Genomic DNA, 23462 nt, shown 5'->3' with positions numbered 1-23462 from the left:
CTCCAGTAGGTAGCTTCTAAAAACCAGAAACCAAAAATTATAACGTATCCTAGGGAAACCAACGCATCTATTTTGCTTGTAAAAACCTAACCAATCAACGCTACCCAAATGGTAATTGCCGTAGTTTTTAATTGCATCATAATTGTTGTGAAGTTAGCTATTTTTTTCTCTAGTTCTTCTGCTCCTTTTTGCAGCATGGCTAGCTGAAATTCAAATCGATCCATGTTTGATTCCGCGAACGTTTATATTAGAGTTATCCAAAAAATTATAATCTTCTTTTCTTTCGGTGTCGTTAGAGAGCTTCGCCTGACGCACCCTACAAGTCGATTTTAGATTATATAGTAAGGTGCGTCAGCTCCCGAAATTCCCGATCGGCGTTAGAGAACTTCGCCTGACGCACCCTACAACTCGATTGTTGTGTGACAGTTGCATCCAGGACTATTAAAGTCACGCACCTTACTGAATTAAATTAAATCCGGTACTTTAGGTTTGATTCGGCGCTCGTACCAGTTCATTAACGGGGTGGAAGTAATGCCGTGCAAAACCACAGAAATTATGATTGTTGTAAAGGTAATCCAGGCAATTTTTTCGGCGGTTTCGTCTTTCAAACCTTTACCCAAAGCATAGGTAAGATAATAGATAGAACCGACACCACGAATGCCGAACCAACCGTAAAGCCAGCGATTGGCGGGATGTAAAGGACTGCCGATCGTACTAATCCAAGCTCCCACAGGCCGGATTAAAAAAATCAACAATCCAGCTACTAAGAGGGAGTATCCTCCATAGGCCAACATAGGTTCTAGGCGCAAAAGCGAACCTAATAGTAAAATAGTTGCTACTTCCATTAACTTTTCTATGCGCTCGGTAAAGTGCAGTTGGGAAAGCGGCTTTTCTAGGTTTTGGTAACTCCGCTGCACGACAATTCCTGCTACAAAAACTGCGAGAAATCCGTAGCCGTTGACTACTTCTGTGAGGGAATAGGTGAGCAGAATTGTGCTGAGAGCAATGAAATCTTCCATTAATTGATCTGCCGGTCGATAGCGTTGGAGTCGGCGATCTATCCAGGTGACGGCTTTAGCTACTAAAATTCCCATAACGATACCTGCGGCGATCGCCCAAATCAAGTCAACTGCTACCCACTGTGAAAACCACTTCGACCAGTTATTACCTTTTAGCGAATAAATGCCGAAATAAACAAAGGGAAAAGCTAAAGCATCGTTTAAACCGCCTTCTGATGTTAAACCAAAGCGCAATTCATCGCGATCTTCTATATGAGCTAATTGAACTTCTGAGGCCAAAACTGGATCGGTGGGAGCGAGAATTGCTCCAAGTAAAATCGCCGGGCCCCAATCTAATTTCACAAACCAATGACCGAGCGCAGCAACAGCAAAAATCGAAATTGGCATTAAAAAACCGATCAGCCGCGCTGTGGAATTCCAGGCCCAAAGTTGCAGGGGGCGATTCATTTTCAAGCCGCAACTGAACAGAGAAACAATAACTACAAATTCTGTGAGTCTTTCTAAAAATTGAGCTTCGGGGCGCAACTCAATCAGCTTGACGCCGTAGGGCCCCAATCCGATACCGACAATTAGATAAATTAAGGCATAAGACATCGGCATTCGCGAGATCCATCCCGAACCCAAGGTGACGCTCAGCAGGAGGATGCCAATAACTAGCAATTTGAGAATGTAATTATCCACGATAGCGATCGCACTTTTAATAAGGTTTACCAAGTGCGATTTTTACAGATAAAAGCTTCTGCGGCATCCACCACCCGCTAGATTCACCTATCCTCCGGAAGTTGCAGTTTTTATGCTAAATGACTAACAACTAACAACTCACAACTACTGACTGCTGACTAATGACTAATGACTAATAACTAATGACTACTGACTTTTTTGGGTAGTAATGATGTGCAAATCTACGTGTTTGATATATCTCAATAACTGTTGAGTCAAAAGACCGCGCAGCAGCAATGTCCAGCGGGATTGCTGGCTTTCGCCAATCACAATTTAAATAATGGGATACTTTTTAGCTACCTCCGAAATTGCTTTGGCTATATTAGTGCCGTTTACCAGCAAAAATTGCCTGTTAAATTCTTCACAGAGTTTCCCATAAGTTTCAACGTGCAAGCTTTGTGCTTTTGTTAAAAATCGGTCGGGATGGTTGACCAAAACAGCATAAAAGGGGGCATTCATGTAGCTAGCCATCCTCGCGCCCCGCAGCAGTTGCAAGGAATTTGGATAAGTCGAGCTGCACACTAAAACTCGTTAGTGAATGTTGCAAGATTGACCTTTTAAAGTTGCTGCGTCGTCTTCAAAATTGTCTGCGACTTCTCACAGGGGGAGTTCTCGCCAAGCAATTAAATGACGGTTTGCCTGGAATGGGCGGCCTTGAAGCGTGCCACCAAATTAAACAGGGGTATCCAGAAATTCCTGTTTTAATTTTAACATCTTACGCCCAAAAATCGTTAATTGAAAGGTTTATTTTAGCCGAAACTCAGGGATATTTCCTCAAGGGAATTGCGGCGGAAACTTTGGTTTGGGCAATTCGATCGGTAGCGGCGGGTGCTTCGTGGTGGGATAAGGCGGTAACTGCGGAAATTCGGGCGGTTTTTGCTAATCCTGAACCTGTGAAAGTAGGGTCAAAATCAGAAGTTTTGGAAAACCCGCTGACGAAACGAGAACAGGAGATATTAGCTTTAGTTGCGGAGGGAAAAGCAATCAGGAAATTGCACAAATATTGTACGTTGCTCCGGGTACTGTCCGGGTTCATGTGCACGCGATTTTGCAAAAGTTAGAGATGCCAGATCGCACTCAAGCAGCAGTGATCGCTATTGAGAAAGGATTGGTAGCAGAAGAACTTTTGGCGATCGAACCTTGATAGGGCTGGTTCTGTACCAGAATTGTCGCTTTTTTAAAGGAATTATTGGCTAAACCCGCCCCTATAAAGATGCCTCTGTTGCAGGCTCACGGGAAATTAGTATTATTCGCCTTGATTGTTAATTTTATTGATGACATTTGATTTTTGAACTTGCTAAGCTAGGTATGCCTTAATTTTCCTACCGTCATCTAACCAAAGGTGTATTATGCCAAATTTTATTAGTTCAGTTTTTAGTTCGATCGCCTTTCTCGACTCTGCCCTTCCCGACAGCCAATCTCTCCGCAACGGCATAGCAGCGGGGACAGAAGTAATTATCCTTGATGCGGCGCGGGATGGAGTAGCACAAATCACAGCCGCGCTAGCGAGTCGCAGCAATATCAAAAGCATTCATATCCTCTCCCACGGCCGCCCCGCGAGTTTGCAGCTAGGCGCGATCGATCTAAACTTGACAAATTTAAAAAATTATGCAAAACAATTGCAGCGTTGGTCGCGATCGCTGGCAGACAGTGCAGAGATTTTGCTGTACGGGTGCGATGTAGCGGCGGGCGAACAGGGCGCTAACTTCGTGCAGCAACTGAGTCAGCTAACGAAGGCAAAAATTGCTGCGTCTAGATCGCCGATCGGCAGTTCCGCTATGGGCGGAGATTGGGAATTAGATTATACAACAGGAGCGGTGTCCTCTGGGCTGGCGATCGACCCAGCCACAATGGCTACCTATCAATTTGTGTTCGGTCTACAATTTTTGGGACAAGCAGGATTTCCGGCAGCTACAACTATTGGAGGAACCCAGGTAGGTGGACTGTCGGGCCTTACCTACGCGGGCAGCAACACTTACTACGCTATCTCCGACGGCCGCAATATTTCTGGCAGTCCCGGCCCGTCTCGCTTTTACACCCTCAGCATACCGAATGTGAGTGCGGGTAGCTTGACAGGAGTGCTTCCTACAGCGGTGAGAACGATTGGCAATCCGCCTCCCTTTGCCGCAGATACATCGGATACAGAGGGCATTGCCTTAATCGGCACTAATGTCTTCGTCTCTTCTGAAGGAAATTTCTCGACAACTACCCAGCCTTTTATCAATAGATTCGCCATTGCAACAGGACAACAAAACCTAGCGCTGCCTATTTCTTCTCCCAAATACGACGTATCATCAGCAGATACTACCAGCGGCATCCGCAACAATCAAGCTTTTGAAAGTCTGACCATTACTCCCAGTCAAAGTTTTCTGTTTACAGCAACAGAAAATGCTCTCGAACAAGACGGCCTTGCTACAAATACATCGCCTACAATTGGCACGCGATCGCGAATTTTAAGATATGACTTAAGCACAAACACCGCAAACGGGGAATTTCTTTACAACACCGATCCAGGCAACGGCATTTCTGAAATGCTGGCCGTTGATGATAATACGCTGCTGGTTCTCGAACGTTTTTTCAACCCAGGGCCGCCGGCTTCAGGCGATTTGAAGCTTTATCAAATTTCTTTAAACGGTGCGACTGACATTCAAAGCAATACTGGCTTGAATGGTGATGTTACTGGCATTACAGCGGTATCGAAAACTCTAATCGCTAATACTACTTATTTCGTCAATACAGGCACTCCGCCACTCGTTGACAATTTTGAAGGGATGACATTTGGGCCTTCTCAAACGGCAACTGGGAAGCGATCGCTCATTCTTGTCAGCGACAACAATTTTGCCATTCCCACGAGATTCGCAGCGTTTGCAGCCAACAACGCGCCTGTACTCAACGACAGCGGTTCCCCGGTACTAACAGCAATTAATGAAGATGTACTTGCTGCCAACAATACCAGTACCTTAGTTTCTGCTTTAATTGCAGGTGCTGTTACAGATCCCGACACCGCCGACACTCAAGGAATTGCTGTCACGGCGACAGACAATACTAACGGCAGTTGGGAATATTCAACTGATAGCGGTGCGACTTGGACGGCATTCGGCACCCCGTCAACAGCAGCAGCGAGACTGCTAGCAGGCAATGCCAGCATCCGCTTTCTTCCCAATCCTGACTACAACGGCACTGCCAATATCACTTATCAGGCATGGGATGGAACGACAACAGACTCTAGCACCACTACTACCTTCACGAACGGCGGGATGGCTGATATTTCGACTCCCAGCAGTATCGGGGGGTTAGCAGCTTTCAGTACAGCATCCGAGACAGCAACAATTACCGTTAATCCTGTCAACGACCCACCTTCCTTTACTAAAGGGGGAGACTTAATCGTGATCGCAGGTGGGGGATCACAAACAGTCAACAACTGGGCAACAAGTATCTCTAAGGGCCCTGCCAACGAATCCACTCAAACCGTTAACTTCAACCTTAGCAACGACAATAGCACTCTATTTACCGTGCAGCCTGCGATCGACGCAGCGGGCAACCTCACCTACACTCCGGCCTCCGGTGTCAGTGGGATTGCAACTGTCTCTGCGACGTTAAAGGATAACGGCGGTATTGCCAATAACGGTGTAGACACTTCCGCCGCCCAACTTTTCAACATCAACATCACAGCCGATACGATCCTTCCTGCTGCTTCCAATCTAGCCGCTACCAACATAATCGTCAGTGGCGGCACTACAGAAACTTTTACGGTAGACTACAGCGACAACGTTGCTGTCAACAGCAGCAGTTTGGATAATTCAGACATCCGGGTGACTGGACCGAACGGATTTAACCAATTAGGGACACTGGTAAGCTTTACCCCAACTGGCAACGGCACTCTTCGCACGGGTACCTATCAGATTACCGCACCAGGTGGTAGTTGGGATTTGGGCGACAATGGGAATTATGCGATCGCGATCGAATCGGGCCAAGTTAGCGATATCAATAATAACTTTGTCGCAGCCAGTAACTTGGGAAGCTTTAATGTCAATATTCCCAACCCAGGCAGTTTTAATTTTAGTGCTGCCAATTACGAGATCGGTGAAAGCGGTGGTTTTGCCACAATTACCGTGACTCGGACAAGCAATACTAATGTGGCGGCTGATATCAGCTACAGCACTTCCGACGGGACTGCTAATGCGGGCAGTGACTACACGGCAACATCAGGAACCTTAAACTTTGCGATCGGGGAAACAAGCAAAACTTTTACGATTCCGATTAACGATGACACCTTAGTAGAGGGAAGTGAGATTGTTGCGCTTAGTCTGAATAATCCCACAAATGGTGCGAGTGTGGGAGCGCAAAGTACGGCGAATTTGACAATTTTAGATAACGATGTAGCACCGACTCCGACAACTCCGACTCCGACAACTCCGACTCCGACAACTCCGACTCCGACAACTCCAACGCCGACAACTCCAACGCCGACAACTCCAACGCCGACAACTCCAACGCCGACAACTCCAACGCCGACAACTCCGACTCCGACAACTCCAACGCCGACAACTCCGACTCCGACAACTCCGACTCCGACAACTCCGACTCCGACAACTCCGACTCCGACAACTCCGACGCCGACAACTCCAACGCCGACAACTCCGACGGAAACAACTCCAACGCCGACAACTCCGACGGAAACTCCAACACCGACGGAAACTCCAACACCGACTCCGACTCCGACTCCCACGGGAACTCCGACTCCGACGCCGACAACTCCGACGCCGACTCCAACTCCCACGGAAACTCCAACTCCGACTCCCACGGGAACTCCGACTCCGACTCCGACTTCGACTCCCACGGGAACTCCAACTCCGACGCCGACAACTCCGACGCCGACAACTCCGACTCCGACAAGTCCGACTCAGACAACTCAGACAACTCAGACAACTCCGACGCCGACTCCGACTCCGACTCCCACGGGAACTCCAACTCCAACTCCGACGCCGACTCCAACTCCCACGGGAACTCCAACTCCGACGCCGACTCCGACTCCCACAGGAACTCCTGTTGACTCTGACAGCGTTCGCGGCGGGGATACTGATTGCATTTGCGAACAAATTACCCTACCCGCGATCAGTTCGATTCCAGGCCCGAATTCAGTCGATCGCACTTTCAATGGCACTGACGGCGACGACTTCCTCATCGGCAGCAATCTCAACGACGTTATTAGCGGTTTCAACGGCGACGACATTCTGCTAGGTGAAAGGGGCAACGACAATATTTACGGGGGATTGCCCAGCAATATCCCCCTTGGCCCGGATACAGACAATGACGTGCTGTTTGGCGGCAATGGCAATGACTACCTCAACGGCAATGCCGGCAACGATCTCATTTTCGCGGGTAAGGGCGATGATGTGGCGATCGGCGGCAAAGACGATGACTTGATTTGGGGCGACAAAGGCAATGACACTCTGGTTGGGGAGCAAGGTAACGACAGCTTGTTTGGAGGCAGTTTTGACCCGTCTAGCCCTGACTCGAATGGACGCGATTTGCTGTTTGGAGGTGCTGGAAACGACTTCTTGAATGGGGGAGATGCTGCGGATACTCTAAGCGGCGGCGAGGGCAATGATACTGTTTATGGCGGCAAGGGCAATGACGTTGTGGTGGGGGGTACGGGCAACGATCTGCTGTTGGGCGATCGCGGCAGTGATAGCATTTGTGGCGACGAGGGGGACGATACTATTTTGGGAGACAGTGCGATCGGCTTTAACGGCGAGCCTGATTCCTTGTGCGGCGGTGCTGGCAATGATTTGATGTTTGGCAACGGCGGTAGTGACAAGCTATGCGGCGAGGAGGGTAACGATACTCTCTACGGCGGTAAAGGCGACGATTGTTTGATTGGCGGTATGGGCAATGATATTCTCAGCGGCGGCATTGGGCGCGATCGCTTTGTTTTAATAGCAGGTGAAGGCAGCGATCTAATTACTGATTTCACAAAAGGTGAAGATTTGCTGGTGTTAGCGGGCGGTCTAACTTTTGGTCAACTTAGTATTACCCAAAACGCTAATACAGCTTTCATCAGGATTGGTCAGAACGGTCAACTGTTGGCTGCTTTGAATGGAGTGCAAGCTAGTGCGATCGATCTCAATGATTTTACCATCTTTGGGTAAGCACTATATAATCAGCCCTGTCTGGCGTGAGTGCCGAGCCTGGTCAAGCGAACTCCCTCAAATGCTTGCAATCTCCTAGTTTGTAGCTGCGCGCTGCCCTCAAACAGCGTAGGGGTGTGAGCGATAGACTTTACATCCGATCGGCTGGCGATCAGCAATAAACTAGGTTTATTGCCTATCGCCTGTTGAAAGAAAAAGATTTAAGCATCGCAGCCTTCGAGATTTCAGGCGTTGCTGATTCACAGTATGAATCACCTTTTATCGGAAGTTACAAAACTCACCCTCCGAGAGTTTATAGCAATTGGGAAATCTTGAATTCATACCTGTATCCAGCAACGCCTGATTTCAAATGTTTGAAGGTTTCCTTCACCACCTTGACTTTCTCTGGTACTACGCACCCTAAAGTTTCTCATTTCCAGGCTCTGTCTTGTATTTAAACTGGAACGAGTGTCGGTTCCAAAGTTGCCACTAACTTGAGATGATACTCCTCTTCAAAACACGGCTTTTTATAATCCAAGCTCCACATTTCTAGAGCGCAATCGTCTTCTGGATTGAGCGGTTGCAGCCGCAAATGAAACTCTCGAACTTCCGGACGGTGTTCGCATTTAAAATCCGAAATTGCGCCAATCTGTCGCCTATCCAAAGCCACAGCCAGCCGCAGAAAAGGATGCAGTTTACTGACAAAATCCCGGTATTTTTTCGGAAGGGTAGTAAAGTTTTCATGCTTCTTTTTAGGAGGATTTTTCCGGTGATAGCGAGCCAAATTGGCAATTACTTCAATCTCTGTTTCAGTGTATCCCAATAACTCACCATTGCGAATTAAATAGTAAGAATGCTTGTGGTGCGCCGAATGACTGACATACAAACCACAGTTGTGCAGAATTGCGGCAGCCCACAGTAACTCGCGTTCTTCGGTTCCCCAATTGTGTAGAATTCCTTGGGTTTGGTCGAAAAAATTGAGTGCAAATGCTGCGGTTCTTTCACTTTGTTCTAAATTGACTTGATATTTGTTAGCCATGTGCAGAATGCTGCGCTGGCGGATTGAACCTTGATAGCGCAAACGGTTTTCAATTAAACCGTGCGCCAGCATCCAGTCAACAATTACGCCTTCTCTCAGAGAGCGATCGCACACAGTCAGCGATTCAATTCCTAATAGTGTCATCGCTTCTTGCAAAATCAAGGCACCTGCTAGAATAATTTCCGCCCGCTTGTCCGACATTCCCGGAATTGCCAGCCTTTCCGAGTAAGAAAGTTTGCGAAAACGATTGACTAAATCGCGTAAATCTTTTAAACTTAATTGATATCCGGCTAGGGGACTAGGCACTGTCCCCAACTTTTCGCGAGCATTAATTGCAGCCAGAGTTTCGATGGTTCCAGCAGTGCCAATTAAGCGCAAAGGTTCGCCCGCATTGAAGTGAGATCGCAATTCGTCGATCGGTCTTTCCAACGAAATCCGAATATAAGCTTGCAAATAAGCAAACTCCTCCCTGCTAATCGGGTCAGTTTGGACAAATTGTCCTGTTAAGCGAACAGCACCAATTTTTGTACTGGTGAGACAGCGAGGCTCAGAACTATCTCCTAAAATCAACTCCGTAGAACCGCCCCCAATATCAATAATCACCTGCGACTCATTGTTAAACTCCATACCCGAAAGAACGCCGAGATAAATTCTGCGCGCTTCTTCCTGACCGGAAATTAAACTAACATTCAGGTCTAATTCTTTAGCAACTTGTTTGAGAAAATCTCGCCCGTTAGGAGCTTCCCGAACAGCACTCGTCGCCACCGCGATAATTTGTTCAGCATGGAAAGTTTTAGCAATATCAAGAAAGCGGCCCAGAGTGGCGATCGCCCTTTCCATAACCTCGGACTTCAAGCACCCTGTTTTTGCCTCGCAATCGCCCAACCGAACCGTATCTTTTTCTCTAGCAATAATCGTAAATGCGGGCAATTTCGGATCGATCCGCGCCACCACCATGTGAAACGAGTTAGTACCCATATCAATAGCAGCAATAATGCGATTTGACTCCGCAGCAGCAAGTGAATTAACCATTGGAGTGTATGGGGGTTGACAGATATTTATGATTATTTCACGAATCCAGTTAGGCATTCTATTAAATTAGCCAAAATCGAGAAATGCTGACTGGGCAAGACTTTCACCTGTTTTAAATTTCGCTAGAAGTATGCTCGCCAGCAGAGATAGTAAGTGATTGTGCCTAAAATTTGATAAAATCTAGAGTTAAAAATATCAAATCTAGAATTGAAATGCTTAAAGAGCTCGATCGCCAACCCGAATCCACATTACTAACCGTCGTGAGGCTTTTGAGATGGGACAAACCAGCAGGAAGGCTCATTTTAATGATTCCAGCCCTCTGGGCCGTTTTTTTAGCAGCCCACGGGAAACCGCCTGCAGCATTGGTGGGTGTGATTGTGTTGGGTACCTTAGCCACGAGTGCGGCCGGATGCGTCATCAACGACTTGTGGGATCGCGATATTGATCCCGAAGTAGAAAGAACGCGATCGCGCCCGCTAGCATCCCGCGCCCTCACCGTGCAAACAGGGATAGGAGTTGCATTAATTTCCTTGGTATGCGCGGCGATTCTGGCTTTGTATCTTAATCCGTTAAGTTTTTGGCTGTGCGTCGCCGCCGTACCAGTAATTATCTGCTATCCGCTGGCAAAAAGATTCTTTCCAGTGCCGCAATTAGTGTTATCAATTGCCTGGGGTTTTGCAGTTTTAATTAGTTGGAGCGCCGCCGTTGACGAATTAGAATTAGCTACTTGGCTGCTGTGGGGTGCAGTCGTGTTTTGGACGATGGGATTTGATACAGTTTATGCGATGAGCGATCGCGAAGACGATTTGCGTTTGGGGGTGAATTCCAGCGCGATATTTTTCGGGAATAATGCCGCTAATGCTGTAGGTTTTTTCTTTGTTGGTACAGTCGGTTTATTGACGGCAATGGGATTTAATCTGCACTTGCACATTGGTTTTTGGATGGCAATTAGTGCGGCGGCGATTTTGTGGTTTTTGCAGTACAGTCAACTCCGAAATGCGGATATTCCTAAGCCTGTTTACGGTCAAATCTTTCGCCAAAATGTTTGGGTGGGGTTTGTCATATTGGCGGGGATGATTGTTGGGGAGATTTTTTGATAAGTTCGCCAATATCAAGTGTAGGTTAGGTTGAACGCTCGCGAAACAAAACTTACCCTTGATATGAATCGTGAAGCAGAGAGATAAAAAGCGCGAAGCAGAAACACCCAGTGAAAGCAAAGAAAGAGTACCAGTTAAGATTAAAGCGATCGACGATCACCACCAACTCAGTTTATTTACTTGACAAAATAACACTTACAAGCTAGTGTGAAAGCACCTCTACATTTAAATTGTAATATAAAAATTTATTCATAATGTAGACCCTAGACTTTATGATTCAAAAAATCCGTGAAGCTATTGGATTGTTCGCCTCAAACTTAGTGCTGTTTAGTGTGATAGTGCTAACAGTATGGTTGCCGGGGTCAATTCTGTTGATATATTTGCGCCTGTACGTTTTTCCAGAGATGACTGGCGGAGACGAGTTGCGTATAACCATGCAAGAATTGCGAGTGTCGCAATTCATTGAAGGCTCTTTTGGTACGATCTATGTGGGTGCATTACTTCATGCACTTGCTCAGTTGAAGCGGGGACTTCATCCAACTTATCGTGAGTCCATGACCCACGCAGGACGAAAGTGTTTCAAGATGTTCGGAACTCGTTTTGTTACTGGATTGATTGTGGTAGGTGGTTTAATTCTTTTCATCGTTCCAGGTGTCATTTTGGCATTGCGCTATGCACTAATTGATGCCGCTGTTGTGCTGGAAGGTGTAGAAGGATCGAAGGCTCAAAAAGTTAGTGCAAATTTGACTCAAGGGAAAAGAGGGAAGATATTTGGGACGATGATTCTGACCTATCTTGGATTGTTTATTGCTTCGATGATTGTGTCTTTTGTTTTGTATCTACCGCTATCATTGATGGGACAACAGGATAACTTTGGAGTCGCATTAATCTATGAGTGCGTTGCGAGTATTCTTGCTGCATTGCCCATCATAGTTTTGTTTTTGTTCTACTGGGATGCAAAAAATCAGCAGCCAGTTTTCTAGGATGAAAATTATTGATGTCACGATGGCATGACAACAAAACAACTAGAAAATACTTTTCATCCAAAATCAACTACAGGGCTTACGCACAGACACTATCTTTAGGGTGCACACAGCGAACCTTACCTTCACAGATAGTTGAAAAATTGCTACTTGGCCGGGATGATTGTTGGGGAGATTTTTGATTTTTTTGTAGGGCTTTTCCCGCAGGAAACGGGTGTGAAACTCGAATGATTGAAGTTGGAAAGAAGAGCTTCCGAGCGATTTCAGCCTGAAAGCCTGTGTCTCTCTGCTTTCTATCGAAGTCTCCAACGGCTGCACCTGAAAAAGGGGGGATGTGCGATCGCTTATTCCCCCTTTTCCAGGATTATTATACAGAAATATACTTAGTTAAATATACTTGGTTATCAATCCAATTAAATTAAAACTTTTACATAAATTAATGATGTGCAGGCTTCTAAAAACTGATATATTTTTTGTGTTACACAAAATTATACTCCATTGTACTAAATATTGCTGGATAAAAATAAAGAGAAACCGATTGTGACTGGTGAGGCTGCGGCATCTGGCTAAGAAATATCTAGAGCCATTTATCACCCACATTCAGAAGGGTTCTCGATATTTCAATAATCCGATATATTCACCCCAAAACTATGATATGAAAAAAATCATCATTGGCATCATGGGTCCTGGCGATAGTGCCACATCAACCGACTTAGAAAATGCCTATAAACTCGGACAACTCATCGCCGAAGCAGGATGGATATTGCTAACTGGCGGCAGAAATGTCGGCGTCATGGATGCCGCCAACAAAGGAGCAAAATCAGCTAACGGGTTAACAGTCGGCATCCTTCCGGGCAATGACACTGGCGGCATTTCTGAAGCTGTAGATATTGCCATTGTCACCGATATGGGAAACGCCAGAAATAACATTAACGTTCTTTCTTCAGATGTAATAATTGCCTGCGGTATGGGCACGGGCACAGCTTCGGAAATTGCCCTCGCCCTCAAAGCTAACAAACAAGTTATCTTGTTAAATGACAGCGCCGAAAGTCAACTTTTTTTTAAAGGTTTAGCACAATTTAATATCTTTGTGGTAAACAATGCTGTAGAGGCTATGAATCAAGCTCGCGAAATCCTAGTAAATCCAAGATGAAATCCAAGATGAGACTAAGTAAATTCAACTTTTGTGCGATCGGCATTTTCCTGACTTTGGGGATTTTCGTCACTACCAAAGCAGACGGAAGAATTGCACAGTTCAGTTTCAGCAACAAATCCACTCAAAAATTAGCACAAACCCTCCCTCCTCCTCCCCCTGTCGCAAAGCCTGTTACCGAACAAGAAGCGCCACCTATTCGCAGCGAATCCGTACCGGCTCAAATCGCTTTAGCAACTCATTTGCAGACCATCAAAGCTAGAATGTACGGTGCTTACTGGTGTCCTCACTGTCACACGCAACAAGAACTTTTCGGCAAAGAAGCATTTACCGCAATTACTTACATTGAGTGCGATCCCAGAGGCAAAGATGCTCAACCGGATTTGTGCAAAGCTGCCAATATTAAAGCTTATCCCACTTGGGAAATTCGGGGTAAATATTACACGGGCCGGCAATCTTTGGAAAAACTGGCTATTTTATCCGGTTATAAAGGCAGCAGCAATTTTGTGCCACCAGTTCCCTCTCCTTAAAAATATCTAAATTAGTTCGCACTCGCCCACTAAGAAACCGGGTTTTTGAACCGAGATTGACGGGTTTCAGCAATTATTTTGGTTAAAAACCCGGTTTCTCGCCACCGCTGCGTCCTAGACTATAAATGTAAGGTGCTGATGGCGCACCTAAAATTATGATTTTTATGAATCAAACTTCTGAATAATATGAATTGACATGCCAGTGAGCGGGTTATTTAATTGTAATTAGGCGGAGATAGATATGTGCATTTCAGACTAGCAGTTATTCAGGAGACTGAAGCAATGCAGTTACAATTTAGCAATAAACAAATAATCTGGATCAGTTTGCTGTGTTTTTCAGCAATTGCATTTCCCGTAACAAGCCAAGCTATAACAGTACAAGAAGTACCGAATCCCCGTCAAGTAAATAACACTTGGGTAACGGACAAGGCTAACATTCTCAGCGACAGCACCGAAACTCAGCTAAATCAAATGATTTCGGATTTAGAGGCGAAAAACGGCTCAGAAATCGCTGTTGTGACAGTGCCTGATACTAAGCCATCGGCGACACCAAAAGCGTTTGCTACAGAATTATTTAACTTTTGGGGGATTGGCAAAAAAGGTAAAAATAACGGAGTTTTATTGTTGATTTCGTCGGGGGAACGCCGCGTTCAAATTGAAACAGGCTCTGGCATTCAAAGCATTTTGCCGGATGCGAAGGTAGTGGGTATTATTCAAACCGAAATTACGCCCAGATTTAAAAAGCAGGACTTTGACGGGGGCACATTAGCCGGGACAAAGGCGTTAGTGAATGTTTTACAAACTCCTATCGTAAATGCTCAATCTCAACTCACGCTCCCTTTGGCTCCGATCGTACCCTCTCAAGGGGTGAAACCGTCACCAATACCTAGTCAATCGCCAGTTATTAGCAGTAGTACATCCAGAGGTGAAGATTCATCGAATTTAATCTATGGCTTACTTGGGTTGTTATTCATAGCATTCATAGCATTTATACCTTGCTTCATTATCTTCAGGATATTTCGCAACTTATTTTCTCGGATATCTCGTTACCGCCACCGCCGTTATCCGCGCAATTACAGCAGTAACAATCGCAATTACAGCATTAACAGCCACAACTATTACGGTGGGGCTGGCGACTACAGCAGTAACAGCATCGATTACAGTAGCACTAGCGACTACAGCAGTAACAGTAACAGCGATGATTGGGGTGGCTACTACAGCACTAATAGCAGCGACTACAGTATTAGCAACAGCGACTGCGGGGGTAGCTTTGGCGGTGGCGACTCCAGCGGTGGCGGTGCCGGTGGCGACTACAGCATTAGCAGTAGTGAATGCGGGGGTAGCTTTGGCGGTGGCGACTCCAGTGGTGGCGGTGCCGGTGGCGACTACAGCAGCAGTAGCGATTATTGCGGTGGCGCCGACTACAGCAGCAGTAGCAGTAGCAGTAGCGACTACAGCAGTAGCAGTAGCAGTATCGACTACAGCAGCAGTAGCAGTAGCGACTACAGCAGCGACTACAGCAGCAGTAGCAGTAGCGACTACAGCAGTAGCAGTAGCAGTAGCGACTACAGCAGTAGTGGGGGTGGCGGTGGAGATTGGTAATTCGGGAATGGAGACAGAAACCGACTTTTTTTAACAGGAATTAGTCCCCCTCTGCGGGGACAAAAATTTGTATAGTTCCGGTTTCAACCGCCGAGTAATCGAGGGGTAGCTAACTAAAATACTCTTCAACAATTTTCAAAATCCGCGAAGCCGCCAAACCGTCCCCAAAGGGATTAATTGCCATTGCCATTGCGTTGTATGCTTCGGAATTCCTGAGCAATTCTGCCGCTGCTGCTGTAATTATATCAGAATTAGTACCAACCAGTTTAGCAGTACCTGCAGAAATTGCTTCGGGTCTTTCTGTGGTTTCTCGTAAAACTAAAACTGGCTTGCCTAAACTAGGTGCTTCCTCTTGCAAGCCACCGGAATCGGTGAGGATTAAATGACATCTCTGAATCGCTCCTACTAATTCTGCGTAATCTAAAGGTTCAGTTAAAAAGACTCTCGGATGGTCGCCCAAAAGAGCTTGCAAAGGGTCTCTGACTGTGGGATTTCGGTGTAGAGGTAAGAGCAAGGCTGTATCGGGAAATTTATCTAAGATTTGGAGAAATGCGTGAGCAATTCCTGCTAAAGGTTCTCCCCAATTTTCGCGGCGGTGAACTGTTGCTAAGATAGTGCGATATTTGCTCCAATCTAAGTTAGGAATGTTGCAATCGGGTTGGCGTTTGGCGACAGAAAGCAAAGCATCGATTACTGTGTTGCCTGTACGGTGAATTTCTCCTAAAACGCCCGATCGCCCTAAATTCTCTACAGCCAGCGCTGTCGGGGCAAAATGCAGCCGTGTGAGCTGAGATATCAACCGTCGGTTAGCCTCTTCGGGATAAGGATTGAACACGTCGTCTGTCCGCAATCCGGCTTCTACGTGACCTACGGGTATTTTCTGGTAAAATGCAGCCAAAGTAGCGGCAAACGCAGTCGTTGTATCGCCCTGAACTAACACGATTGCGGGCTGCAATTCTTTAAACAAGGCTTCCAAACCCTGCAAACTTCGGGATGTAATATCTGTCAAGGTTTGCTGGTGCTGCATAATTGCTAAATCCCGATCGGCTTTTAGATCGAACATTCGCATTACTTGTTCGACCATTTCTCGGTGCTGACCGGTTAAAATTACTTGGGTGTCAAAGGTGGGAGAACTTTTGAACTGTTGAATTACTGGGGCTAGTTTAATCGCTTCCGGGCGAGTTCCTAAGACGATGCAAACGCGGTGTGTGGGTTCGGGCATGGTAAAATTAGGTGTAAGTTTATTCATATTGCCGTCCAAGTGGGGGCGGGTTTTCGAGATTTTGGGTTTTAGGCAATTATTGTCGGTGAAACCCGCCCTTACAGGATTATTGAGATTAGTAGATTTTTGTTAATTTCTTATGCCCTATCGTTACATTCTATTTTACAAACCCTACGATGTTTTAACTCAATTCACTGACAACTCCAGCGAGACTAAACGCAGCACTCTCAAAGACTATATTCCTATTCCTAATATTTATGCAGTAGGAAGGCTCGATCGCGATAGTGAAGGTTTGTTGCTGCTAACCGATGATGGACCCCTTCAGCACCGCCTCAGTGACCCGAAATTCGCTCATCCCCGCACTTACTGGGTGCAAGTGGAACGAATTCCCGATGCAAGTGCGATCGCAGCTTTGCAGACAGGTGTCACAATTCAAGATTATCGGACTCGATCGGCAAAAGTGCAATTATTGTTAGAAGAACCCCCTTTGCCGCCCCGCGAACCGCCGATTAGATTTCGCAAAAACGTGCCCACAGCTTGGCTGGAAATGACTCTCACAGAAGGCCGCAACCGCCAAGTCCGCAGGATGACCGCAGCAGTAGGGTTTCCGACGCTGCGGTTAGTCAGATGTGCGATCGGGCATTTGCGTCTCGATGGTCTCAAGCCCGGTGAATGGCGCGAACTAACTCAAGCTGATTTGAGATTTGAGATTTGAGAATTACAGTCAACAGTCAACAGTCAACAGTCAACAGTCAACAGTCAACAGTCAACAGTCAACAGTCAACAGTCAACAGTCAACTACTTTCTAGGTGGCAAAATAAAACTCTCGTTTCCATCCTTATCTTTATGCACCTGAGCTCCCAACTTGACAAGAGCTTGTTTTGCCCTTTGACGCACCAACTTATCAGTTGTTTGAGCATAAACTGTGCTCCAAGCAGTAAACCGCACCGGCACGCTATCGGGATCTCGGCGCAAATACTCTGCAGTTGCTCGAAACATCGGCGCCAATTTCTGCCATTCCGGGCTTCCTTCCACCCAATCAGCGGCCATTTCGTGAGAGTGAATTGACTCGGGAATATCCCCTAACAGCAGCAACTCATCTAGACCTTTAGTTCGCCACACTATCCACGATTGCGAATGAAGTTGCGGCGAAACGGCAAGGGCCCTAGTACCACGCTCTATCAAATTAACAGCAGTTTCAGGCTTTCCCTGATAAAAAGAAATAGCTGTGGAAAGAAACAGGTAGATGTCAGCCCACCGCGGGTCGCGCTGGGTAACTATGTCAAAATAATCTTGGCCTAGATTGTAGCCCGTCACCTCTCTGGCTTCGTCGTCGCCAAAATACTGCAAAAATTTGAGAAATGTCCAATCTGCAATTAAATTGTCAAACCCAAAACTAGGGAGATTTTTGAGCATTTTCAGCTGCAGGGCTTCTTGTTGCGCTTCTTGCTGTGCGGCTTGCTTGAAACTGGCAGCAGACATTGCAGAGAGCGGCTTTTGCCCCTGAACGCGAACTGGGGACATTCCGCCCAACTGCCCGCTCGACTGCATGGTAACGACCCCCGCCAGCGCTGCTAGACCGATAGCTCCATTAACGAGCAGGCTCAACCACTTACGCGAAAATTGTTCGATTTTAGCTTCCACGGCACTTTCAAATCCAAGTTTTAAATTAAGTTTATTGAAAGAGAGTAATAATTGGTTGGCGATCGACTATGAATCTCGTTAAACTGTCCAAAGGGATGGTGGAGCCTCCACACAATAGTTTAAGTAGTAGTGTGAGATTTTTTAGCAATATAAAATCTCACATCAAAAATCTAAAATCGAATTGAGCCAAATTCAATGAATCAAGCCCGCAAACGCTTTTCTAAATTACAGGCAGCCCTGTTCAGTGGGGCGATGGCAACAACCGCTTCGATCTCTTTACTCGTTCCCGGGCTGAGTCAATCAGTCCGCGCCGAGCTTCAAGATAGCCCCAAAGCTGTCTTAGACGAAGCTTGGCAAATTGTCAACCGAGAGTATGTTGATGGCAGCTTTAACAAGACTGACTGGCAACTGACCCGCCAAGAACTGTTGAGCAAAAACTATACCTCTCGCGAAGCAGCCTACACCGCTCTCCGCAAAGCCCTAGAGAAATTAAACGACCAGTACACGCGCTTCATGGACCCGAAGCAGTACGAAGCGCTGACGAATCAAACCTCTGGAGAACTGACAGGGGTGGGAATGAGGCTCGAAGAAGACGAGAAAACGAAAGCGATTACCGTAGTCGAGCCAATGGAAAATTCCCCCGCCCTGAAGGCAGGGATTCAAGCGGGCGATAGGATTTTGGTGATAGACGGCAAAACTACCAAAGGTATGACTGTCTCGGATGCGGCTCAGGTAATTCGGGGCGACGAAGGCACGAAAGTCACGCTGCGGATTGCTCGCGAGGGCAAAAGCGACTTTGACATCACTCTGACTAGGTCGAGAATTGAGGTACCAGCGGTTCGCTACAGCCTTAAGAAGGAAGGCGGTCAGAATGTGGGTTACATCCGTTTGCAAGAGTTTAGCTCTCACGCTGGCGATCAAATGCAGGCGGCGATTAAAAAGCTCTCGGATCAGAAAGCTGACGCTTTTGTGTTGGATTTGCGGGGCAATCCCGGCGGGTTGCTGCGAGTGAGTATTGATATCGCTCGGATGTGGATGGATACAGGGGCGATCGTCCGTACAGTCGATCGGGCGGGCGATTCTCAGGAAATGCGGGCAAACCGCACTGCAATCACTAACAAGCCTTTGGTGGTGCTCGTGGACGATAACTCAGCCAGCGCCAGCGAGATTTTGGCCGGTGCTCTGAAGGATAACAAGCGCGCAACTGTGATGGGCGGCCAAACTTTTGGCAAAGCTTTGGTGCAGTCGGTGCATTCTTTGGGTGACGGTTCGGGATTGGCGGTGACGATCGCTCACTACTATACTCCCAACGGTACGGATATCAGCCACAAAGGCGTTACTCCCGATGTTAAAGTCGAAGTCACTAACGAACAAAAGCTGAAATTAGCTAACAAACCGACGTTAGTTGCGACTAAGGACGATCCTTGCTACGCGCAGGCGATCGCACTGTTGAAAACTACCGCTTCGTCGGCGCGTCCCGTTGCTGCTAATGAGGTTGTTGTTCCTAAAAAGTAGTTGAAATTGTCAGTTCTTAACAATTAGCTTTAAGATAAAACCCGCGCCGGCGGGTTTTGTTTTTGTAGTTTTATTTAGCTTCAGGTTGCTAGAAAATGGTTTGTAATAACAGCCAACTATTTAATCCTACTATAATACTAGCGACTAACCAAGCTACCGCTTTCAGCCAAAATGGATTCACAAACTCTCCCATTAAGCGGCGGTTTGAGGTAAACATTACCAAGGGAATTACTGCAAAGGGTAATTGCAAACTGAGAATCACTTGACTGAAAACCAGTAAATTAGTTGTACTACCTTCCCCAAACAAGATAATTGAAATCAAAGCTGGCACAATGGCAACCAGTCGAGTCAGCAAGCGCCGCAACCAAGGCCGCAGTCGAAAATTTAGAAACCCTTCCATCACAATCTGTCCTGCTAGAGTTGCAGTCAAGGTTGAGTTCTGCCCCGAAGCCAATAAAGCAAAGGCAAAAATTGCACTAGCAGAACCCACACCCAGCACAGGAGAAAGCAGTTTGTAAGCATCTTGAATTTCTGCTACTTCTTGATAGCCGGCAAAATGAAAGCTGGCAGCAGACAAAATCAGAATAGCTGAATTAATAAACAAAGCTATTGACAGCGCTACGGTAGAATCAATTGTGCCAAATTTAATTGCTTCCCATTTTTTATCAGAAGCTTCTTCCCAAGAGCGAGTTTGCACGATCGATGAATGCAGGTAGAGATTGTGGGGCATCACAGTTGCCCCTAAAATACCAACCGCAATATAAAGCATTGCCTGATTTTGCAAAATCTCTAGCCTGGGAACATAACCGAGTAAAAGTCTTCCGGTATCTGGTTTCGCAAAAATAATTTCGGCAATAAAACAACAGCCAATAATTGCAATAATGGTAATTACCAAGGCTTCGATATAACGAAAGCCTTTACCTTGTAAAAATAACACCATTATCACATCTAGCGCAGTGATACACACGCCCCAAACTAAGGGAATACCAAATAGCAATTGCAGTCCGATCGCACTTCCAACAAGTTCGGCTAAATCGCAAGCTGAAATAGCAATTTCACAAAGTATCCACAGCAAAAAACTGACTCGCGGACTGAAATAATCTCGACAAGCTTGTGCCAAATCCCGTCCCGTTGCCACTCCTAAGCGCACGCAGAGTGATTGCAGCAAAATTGCCATCAAATTAGATAGCAAAATCACACTTAATAACGCATAGCCAAACTTTGCTCCCCCCGCTAAGTCAGTCGCCCAGTTTCCGGGGTCCATGTAACCCACTGAAACCAAATATCCAGGCCCTGCGTAGGCCAGCATTGTACGCCAGAAACCTTTGCTGTTGGGAACGGGGATGCTGCGGTGGACTTCAGGAAGGCTGGGTCTGTTTTCGGGGTGAGTCATTGGTTTTATCGTTCAAGGCTTTTCATATTCTTTTCATAATATGAGAAGTTTAGCGGAATTTCATCATTCGTATGGATCAAAATCCGGCGGAGTCACCGTATATTTTAAGGTGTGTATATTTTTGAGGTTGAACCGAGGTGCGCGCGATCGACTATGATGAGGTCGATCGGCAAAAATCACCCTTGTCTGCGAATACTCTATTTCAAAACTCTAGTAGCATTAAAAATAGCAGCTAAAGCCACCCCAACATCGGCAAAAACTGCTTCCCACATTGTCGCTAAACCAAAAGCACCCAAACCAATAAATATCGCTTTGACTGACAGGGCAAAAATGATATTTTGCCAGACAATATTGTGAGTTTTTCGGGCAATTTTAATGGCTTCAGCCACCTTTGACGGTGCATCTGACATAATTACAACATCGGCAGTTTCGATCGCCGCATCGGAGCCCAAACCCCCCATTGCTATGCCAACATCAGCTCTTGCAAGCACTGGTGCATCATTAATTCCATCCCCGACAAAAACAATTTTGTCGCCTTTTTTAGATTCGCCGATCAGTTTTTCGATCGCCTCTACTTTTCCTTCGGGTAATAACTCAGCTAAGTAGGAATCTAAACCGAGCTTTTTCGCAACACTATCGGCTACAGCTTGATTATCCCCTGTGAGCATCACGATTCGCTCAACACCCAGTTTCTTGAGGGAGCGAATAGACTGTACTGCGTCTTCCTTAAGCTCGTCAGCAATTAAAATATAGCCAGCGTAGCGGTTGTCTACTGCTAAATGGACGACAGTACCTTCAGCAGTGCAGACATCGTGAGGGATATTTTCTCGGTGCAGCAAACGGTCATTTCCCGCAAGCACAATTTGATTATTTACTGTTGCTCGAATGCCATGTCCCGCTATTTCTTCGTAATCTTTAACATCCGATGAATCTATCTTTCCGCCGTAAGCTTCCATAATAGATTTCGCGACGGGGTGATTTGATTGAGATTCTACTTTAGCAGCTATTTCCATTAAGGCTGTTTGGGAAAAACCATTCTGAGGCACAATTTGTGATACTTTAAACACTCCTTTAGTCAGAGTTCCTGTTTTGTCCAAAACCACTGTCTTGACTGCTGTCAGGCTATCTAGAAAAGTCGAGCCTTTAACCAAAATACCGCCCTTGGCTGCACCGCCAATTCCCCCAAAGTATCCCAGAGGAATGCTAATCACCAATCCGCAAGGGCAGGAAATAACTAACAAGACAAGGGCGCGGTAAACCCATAAAAAGCGATCGGCATTAGTTGCCCCTGAAATCAACAAAGGCGGAATTAAAGCCACTGCTAGCGATGCAAATACTACAAAAGGCGTGTAGTAACTGGCAAATTTGCTGATAAATTTCTCAGTTTCAGCTTTTTTACTTCTGGCATTTTCTACTAATTCCAGAATTCGGGAGATTGAAGATTCGCCGAAGAGTTTGGTAACTTTGACGGTGAGAACTCCTGTCTGGTTAATTGTTCCCGCTAAAACTGTTTCTCCAACTTTCACGGTTCGAGGTACTGATTCTCCAGTTAGTGCAGATGTGTCAATCTGAGAGTTGCCGTCTATAATTTCACCGTCTAAGGGGATTTTTTCTCCTGGTTTGACAAGGATGATATCACCGACTGCTACGGTTTCTGGCGAAACTTTTCTGATGTCGCCGTTGTCCTTGAGGTTGGCATAATCTGGGCGAATTTCTAAAAGCGATTTGATCGATTGACGCGATCGCCCGATCGCAAATTCTTGAAAAAGTTCTCCGATTTTGAAAAACAACATCACCCCGACTGCTTCAGGGAGTTTGTGAATAGCTACAGCCCCGAGTGTTGCTATTGTCATTAAAAAATTTTCATCAAACACTCTGCCTCGCAGAATGTTGCGAGCCGCACTGGTTAAAACATTCCATCCACTTAAAAGATAGGCTGGGATGAAAACCAGATATTCACCTATAGAATAAGGCGTGTTGTGCAACTTTTCTTCAAAAATTAAACCGCCGATAAACAGTACAACAATCGATATCACAGGAATCAATTCTTGCTTGAGGTTAAAATCTCCGTTCCCGTGGTCATGGTCGTGGTCGTGGTCATGGTTATGATTCTCATGGCTGTGTTCGTGGTGTGCGTCGTGACTACAGCAACCGGAATCGCTCGATTTGGCTTTTTGCATAGTTCTTCCTGGGTTTTTCCCAACACTTGATTGTATGAACAGATATTCATATTGTATATTCAAAAATAAAAAATACTAGATTTTGAGTTAAAAATGTAGTATTTTTTAGAAAAATATTGTTAAGTTAAGCTGATACGCAGCTAGATTGTATAATATAAATATAAAATAAGCGATCATTAGTTATAATGTATGCCAGCCAAAA

18 protein-coding genes are annotated in these 23462 nt (G+C 46.0%); 10 read left to right on the top strand and 8 right to left on the bottom strand.

What is annotated here, in order from left to right:
- Positions 1-86: 86 nt before the first annotated feature.
- The 3 genes from QUA04_RS15485 to QUA04_RS15475 all read right to left on the bottom strand — a co-directional run bounded on the left by QUA04_RS15485 (position 87) and on the right by QUA04_RS15475 (position 2261).
- Entirely contained in the window at positions 87-224 is a 138-nt protein-coding gene (locus QUA04_RS15485) for a hypothetical protein (RefSeq protein WP_333258217.1), read from the bottom strand.
- 240 nt (positions 225-464) lie between these two features.
- The gene (locus QUA04_RS15480; RefSeq protein WP_333258216.1) at positions 465-1733 is read right to left on the bottom strand and encodes a sodium:proton antiporter; all 1269 of its coding nucleotides are present in this window, start codon (positions 1731-1733) and stop codon (positions 465-467) included.
- A 279-nt stretch (positions 1734-2012) separates the two neighbouring features.
- Positions 2013-2261, bottom strand: a complete 249-nt coding sequence (locus QUA04_RS15475; protein ID WP_333258215.1) for a hypothetical protein — start codon at positions 2259-2261, stop codon at positions 2013-2015.
- A 41-nt stretch (positions 2262-2302) separates the two neighbouring features.
- Here QUA04_RS15475 and QUA04_RS15470 point away from each other — a divergent pair, with 41 nt between their 5' ends.
- The 3 genes from QUA04_RS15470 to QUA04_RS15465 all read left to right on the top strand — a co-directional run bounded on the left by QUA04_RS15470 (position 2303) and on the right by QUA04_RS15465 (position 7891).
- Positions 2303-2800 (top strand): response regulator transcription factor, encoded by a 498-nt coding sequence (locus QUA04_RS15470; RefSeq protein WP_333258214.1) that lies wholly within the window; start codon positions 2303-2305, stop codon positions 2798-2800.
- On the top strand, positions 2743-2883 hold the full coding sequence (locus tag QUA04_RS29970) for a LuxR C-terminal-related transcriptional regulator (RefSeq protein ID WP_445242331.1): 141 nt from the start codon (positions 2743-2745) through the stop codon (positions 2881-2883). Before QUA04_RS15470 ends, QUA04_RS29970 begins: the two co-directional genes overlap by 58 nt.
- 205 nt (positions 2884-3088) lie before the next feature.
- Positions 3089-7891 carry an esterase-like activity of phytase family protein gene (locus tag QUA04_RS15465; protein ID WP_333258213.1) on the top strand — a complete coding sequence of 1601 codons (4803 nt, stop codon included), beginning with the start codon at positions 3089-3091 and terminating at the stop codon, positions 7889-7891.
- 433 nt (positions 7892-8324) lie between these two features.
- Here QUA04_RS15465 and QUA04_RS15460 read toward each other — a convergent pair whose 3' ends face one another.
- Complete coding sequence (locus QUA04_RS15460) at positions 8325-9941, bottom strand: Ppx/GppA phosphatase family protein (protein ID WP_333258212.1); 1617 nt, start codon at positions 9939-9941, stop codon at positions 8325-8327.
- Positions 9942-10153: 212 nt separating this feature from the next.
- Here QUA04_RS15460 and QUA04_RS15455 point away from each other — a divergent pair, with 212 nt between their 5' ends.
- The 5 genes from QUA04_RS15455 (at position 10154) to QUA04_RS15435 (ending at position 15306) form a co-directional block, all read left to right on the top strand.
- On the top strand, positions 10154-11038 hold the full coding sequence (locus QUA04_RS15455; protein WP_333258211.1) for a 4-hydroxybenzoate solanesyltransferase: 885 nt from the start codon (positions 10154-10156) through the stop codon (positions 11036-11038).
- A 272-nt stretch (positions 11039-11310) separates the two neighbouring features.
- Positions 11311-12021, top strand: a complete 711-nt coding sequence (locus QUA04_RS15450; RefSeq protein WP_333258210.1) for a hypothetical protein — start codon at positions 11311-11313, stop codon at positions 12019-12021.
- Between the two features lie 655 nt (positions 12022-12676).
- Complete coding sequence (locus QUA04_RS15445) at positions 12677-13174, top strand: TIGR00725 family protein (protein WP_333258209.1); 498 nt, start codon at positions 12677-12679, stop codon at positions 13172-13174.
- Between the two features lie 8 nt (positions 13175-13182).
- Entirely contained in the window at positions 13183-13704 is a 522-nt protein-coding gene (locus tag QUA04_RS15440) for a hypothetical protein (protein ID WP_333258208.1), read from the top strand.
- Between the two features lie 282 nt (positions 13705-13986).
- A complete protein-coding gene (locus QUA04_RS15435; RefSeq protein ID WP_333258207.1) occupies positions 13987-15306 on the top strand; it encodes a TPM domain-containing protein in 1320 nt (439 codons plus the stop codon).
- Between the two features lie 109 nt (positions 15307-15415).
- Here the strand turns inward: QUA04_RS15435 and wecB are convergent, their stop codons facing one another.
- Complete coding sequence (wecB, locus tag QUA04_RS15430) at positions 15416-16528, bottom strand: non-hydrolyzing UDP-N-acetylglucosamine 2-epimerase (RefSeq protein ID WP_445242332.1); 1113 nt, start codon at positions 16526-16528, stop codon at positions 15416-15418.
- Positions 16529-16667: 139 nt separating this feature from the next.
- On the opposite strand from wecB, the gene QUA04_RS15425 reads away from it, so the two are divergent.
- On the top strand, positions 16668-17243 hold the full coding sequence (locus QUA04_RS15425) for a pseudouridine synthase (protein WP_333258205.1): 576 nt from the start codon (positions 16668-16670) through the stop codon (positions 17241-17243).
- An 83-nt stretch (positions 17244-17326) separates the two neighbouring features.
- Here the strand turns inward: QUA04_RS15425 and QUA04_RS15420 are convergent, their stop codons facing one another.
- Positions 17327-18172: a hypothetical protein gene (locus QUA04_RS15420; protein WP_333258204.1), complete on the bottom strand. Its 846-nt coding sequence runs from the start codon at positions 18170-18172 to the stop codon at positions 17327-17329.
- Between the two features lie 195 nt (positions 18173-18367).
- Here QUA04_RS15420 and ctpB point away from each other — a divergent pair, with 195 nt between their 5' ends.
- Positions 18368-19687 carry a carboxyl-terminal processing protease CtpB gene (gene ctpB / locus QUA04_RS15415; RefSeq protein WP_333258203.1) on the top strand — a complete coding sequence of 440 codons (1320 nt, stop codon included), beginning with the start codon at positions 18368-18370 and terminating at the stop codon, positions 19685-19687.
- An 88-nt stretch (positions 19688-19775) separates the two neighbouring features.
- On the opposite strand, the gene QUA04_RS15410 is transcribed toward ctpB, so the two are convergent.
- Positions 19776-21080 carry an Nramp family divalent metal transporter gene (locus QUA04_RS15410; RefSeq protein WP_333258202.1) on the bottom strand — a complete coding sequence of 435 codons (1305 nt, stop codon included), beginning with the start codon at positions 21078-21080 and terminating at the stop codon, positions 19776-19778.
- A 197-nt stretch (positions 21081-21277) separates the two neighbouring features.
- A complete protein-coding gene (locus QUA04_RS15405) occupies positions 21278-23260 on the bottom strand; it encodes a heavy metal translocating P-type ATPase (protein ID WP_333258201.1) in 1983 nt (660 codons plus the stop codon).
- Positions 23261-23462 lie beyond the last annotated feature (202 nt).

The sequence above is a fragment of the Microcoleus sp. S13_C5 genome (genome assembly GCF_036700845.1).
Classification (GTDB): domain Bacteria; phylum Cyanobacteriota; class Cyanobacteriia; order Cyanobacteriales; family Microcoleaceae; genus Microcoleus.
The sequence above is the reverse complement of the archived record's forward strand: the minus strand, read 5'-3'. Positions and strand labels throughout refer to the sequence as shown.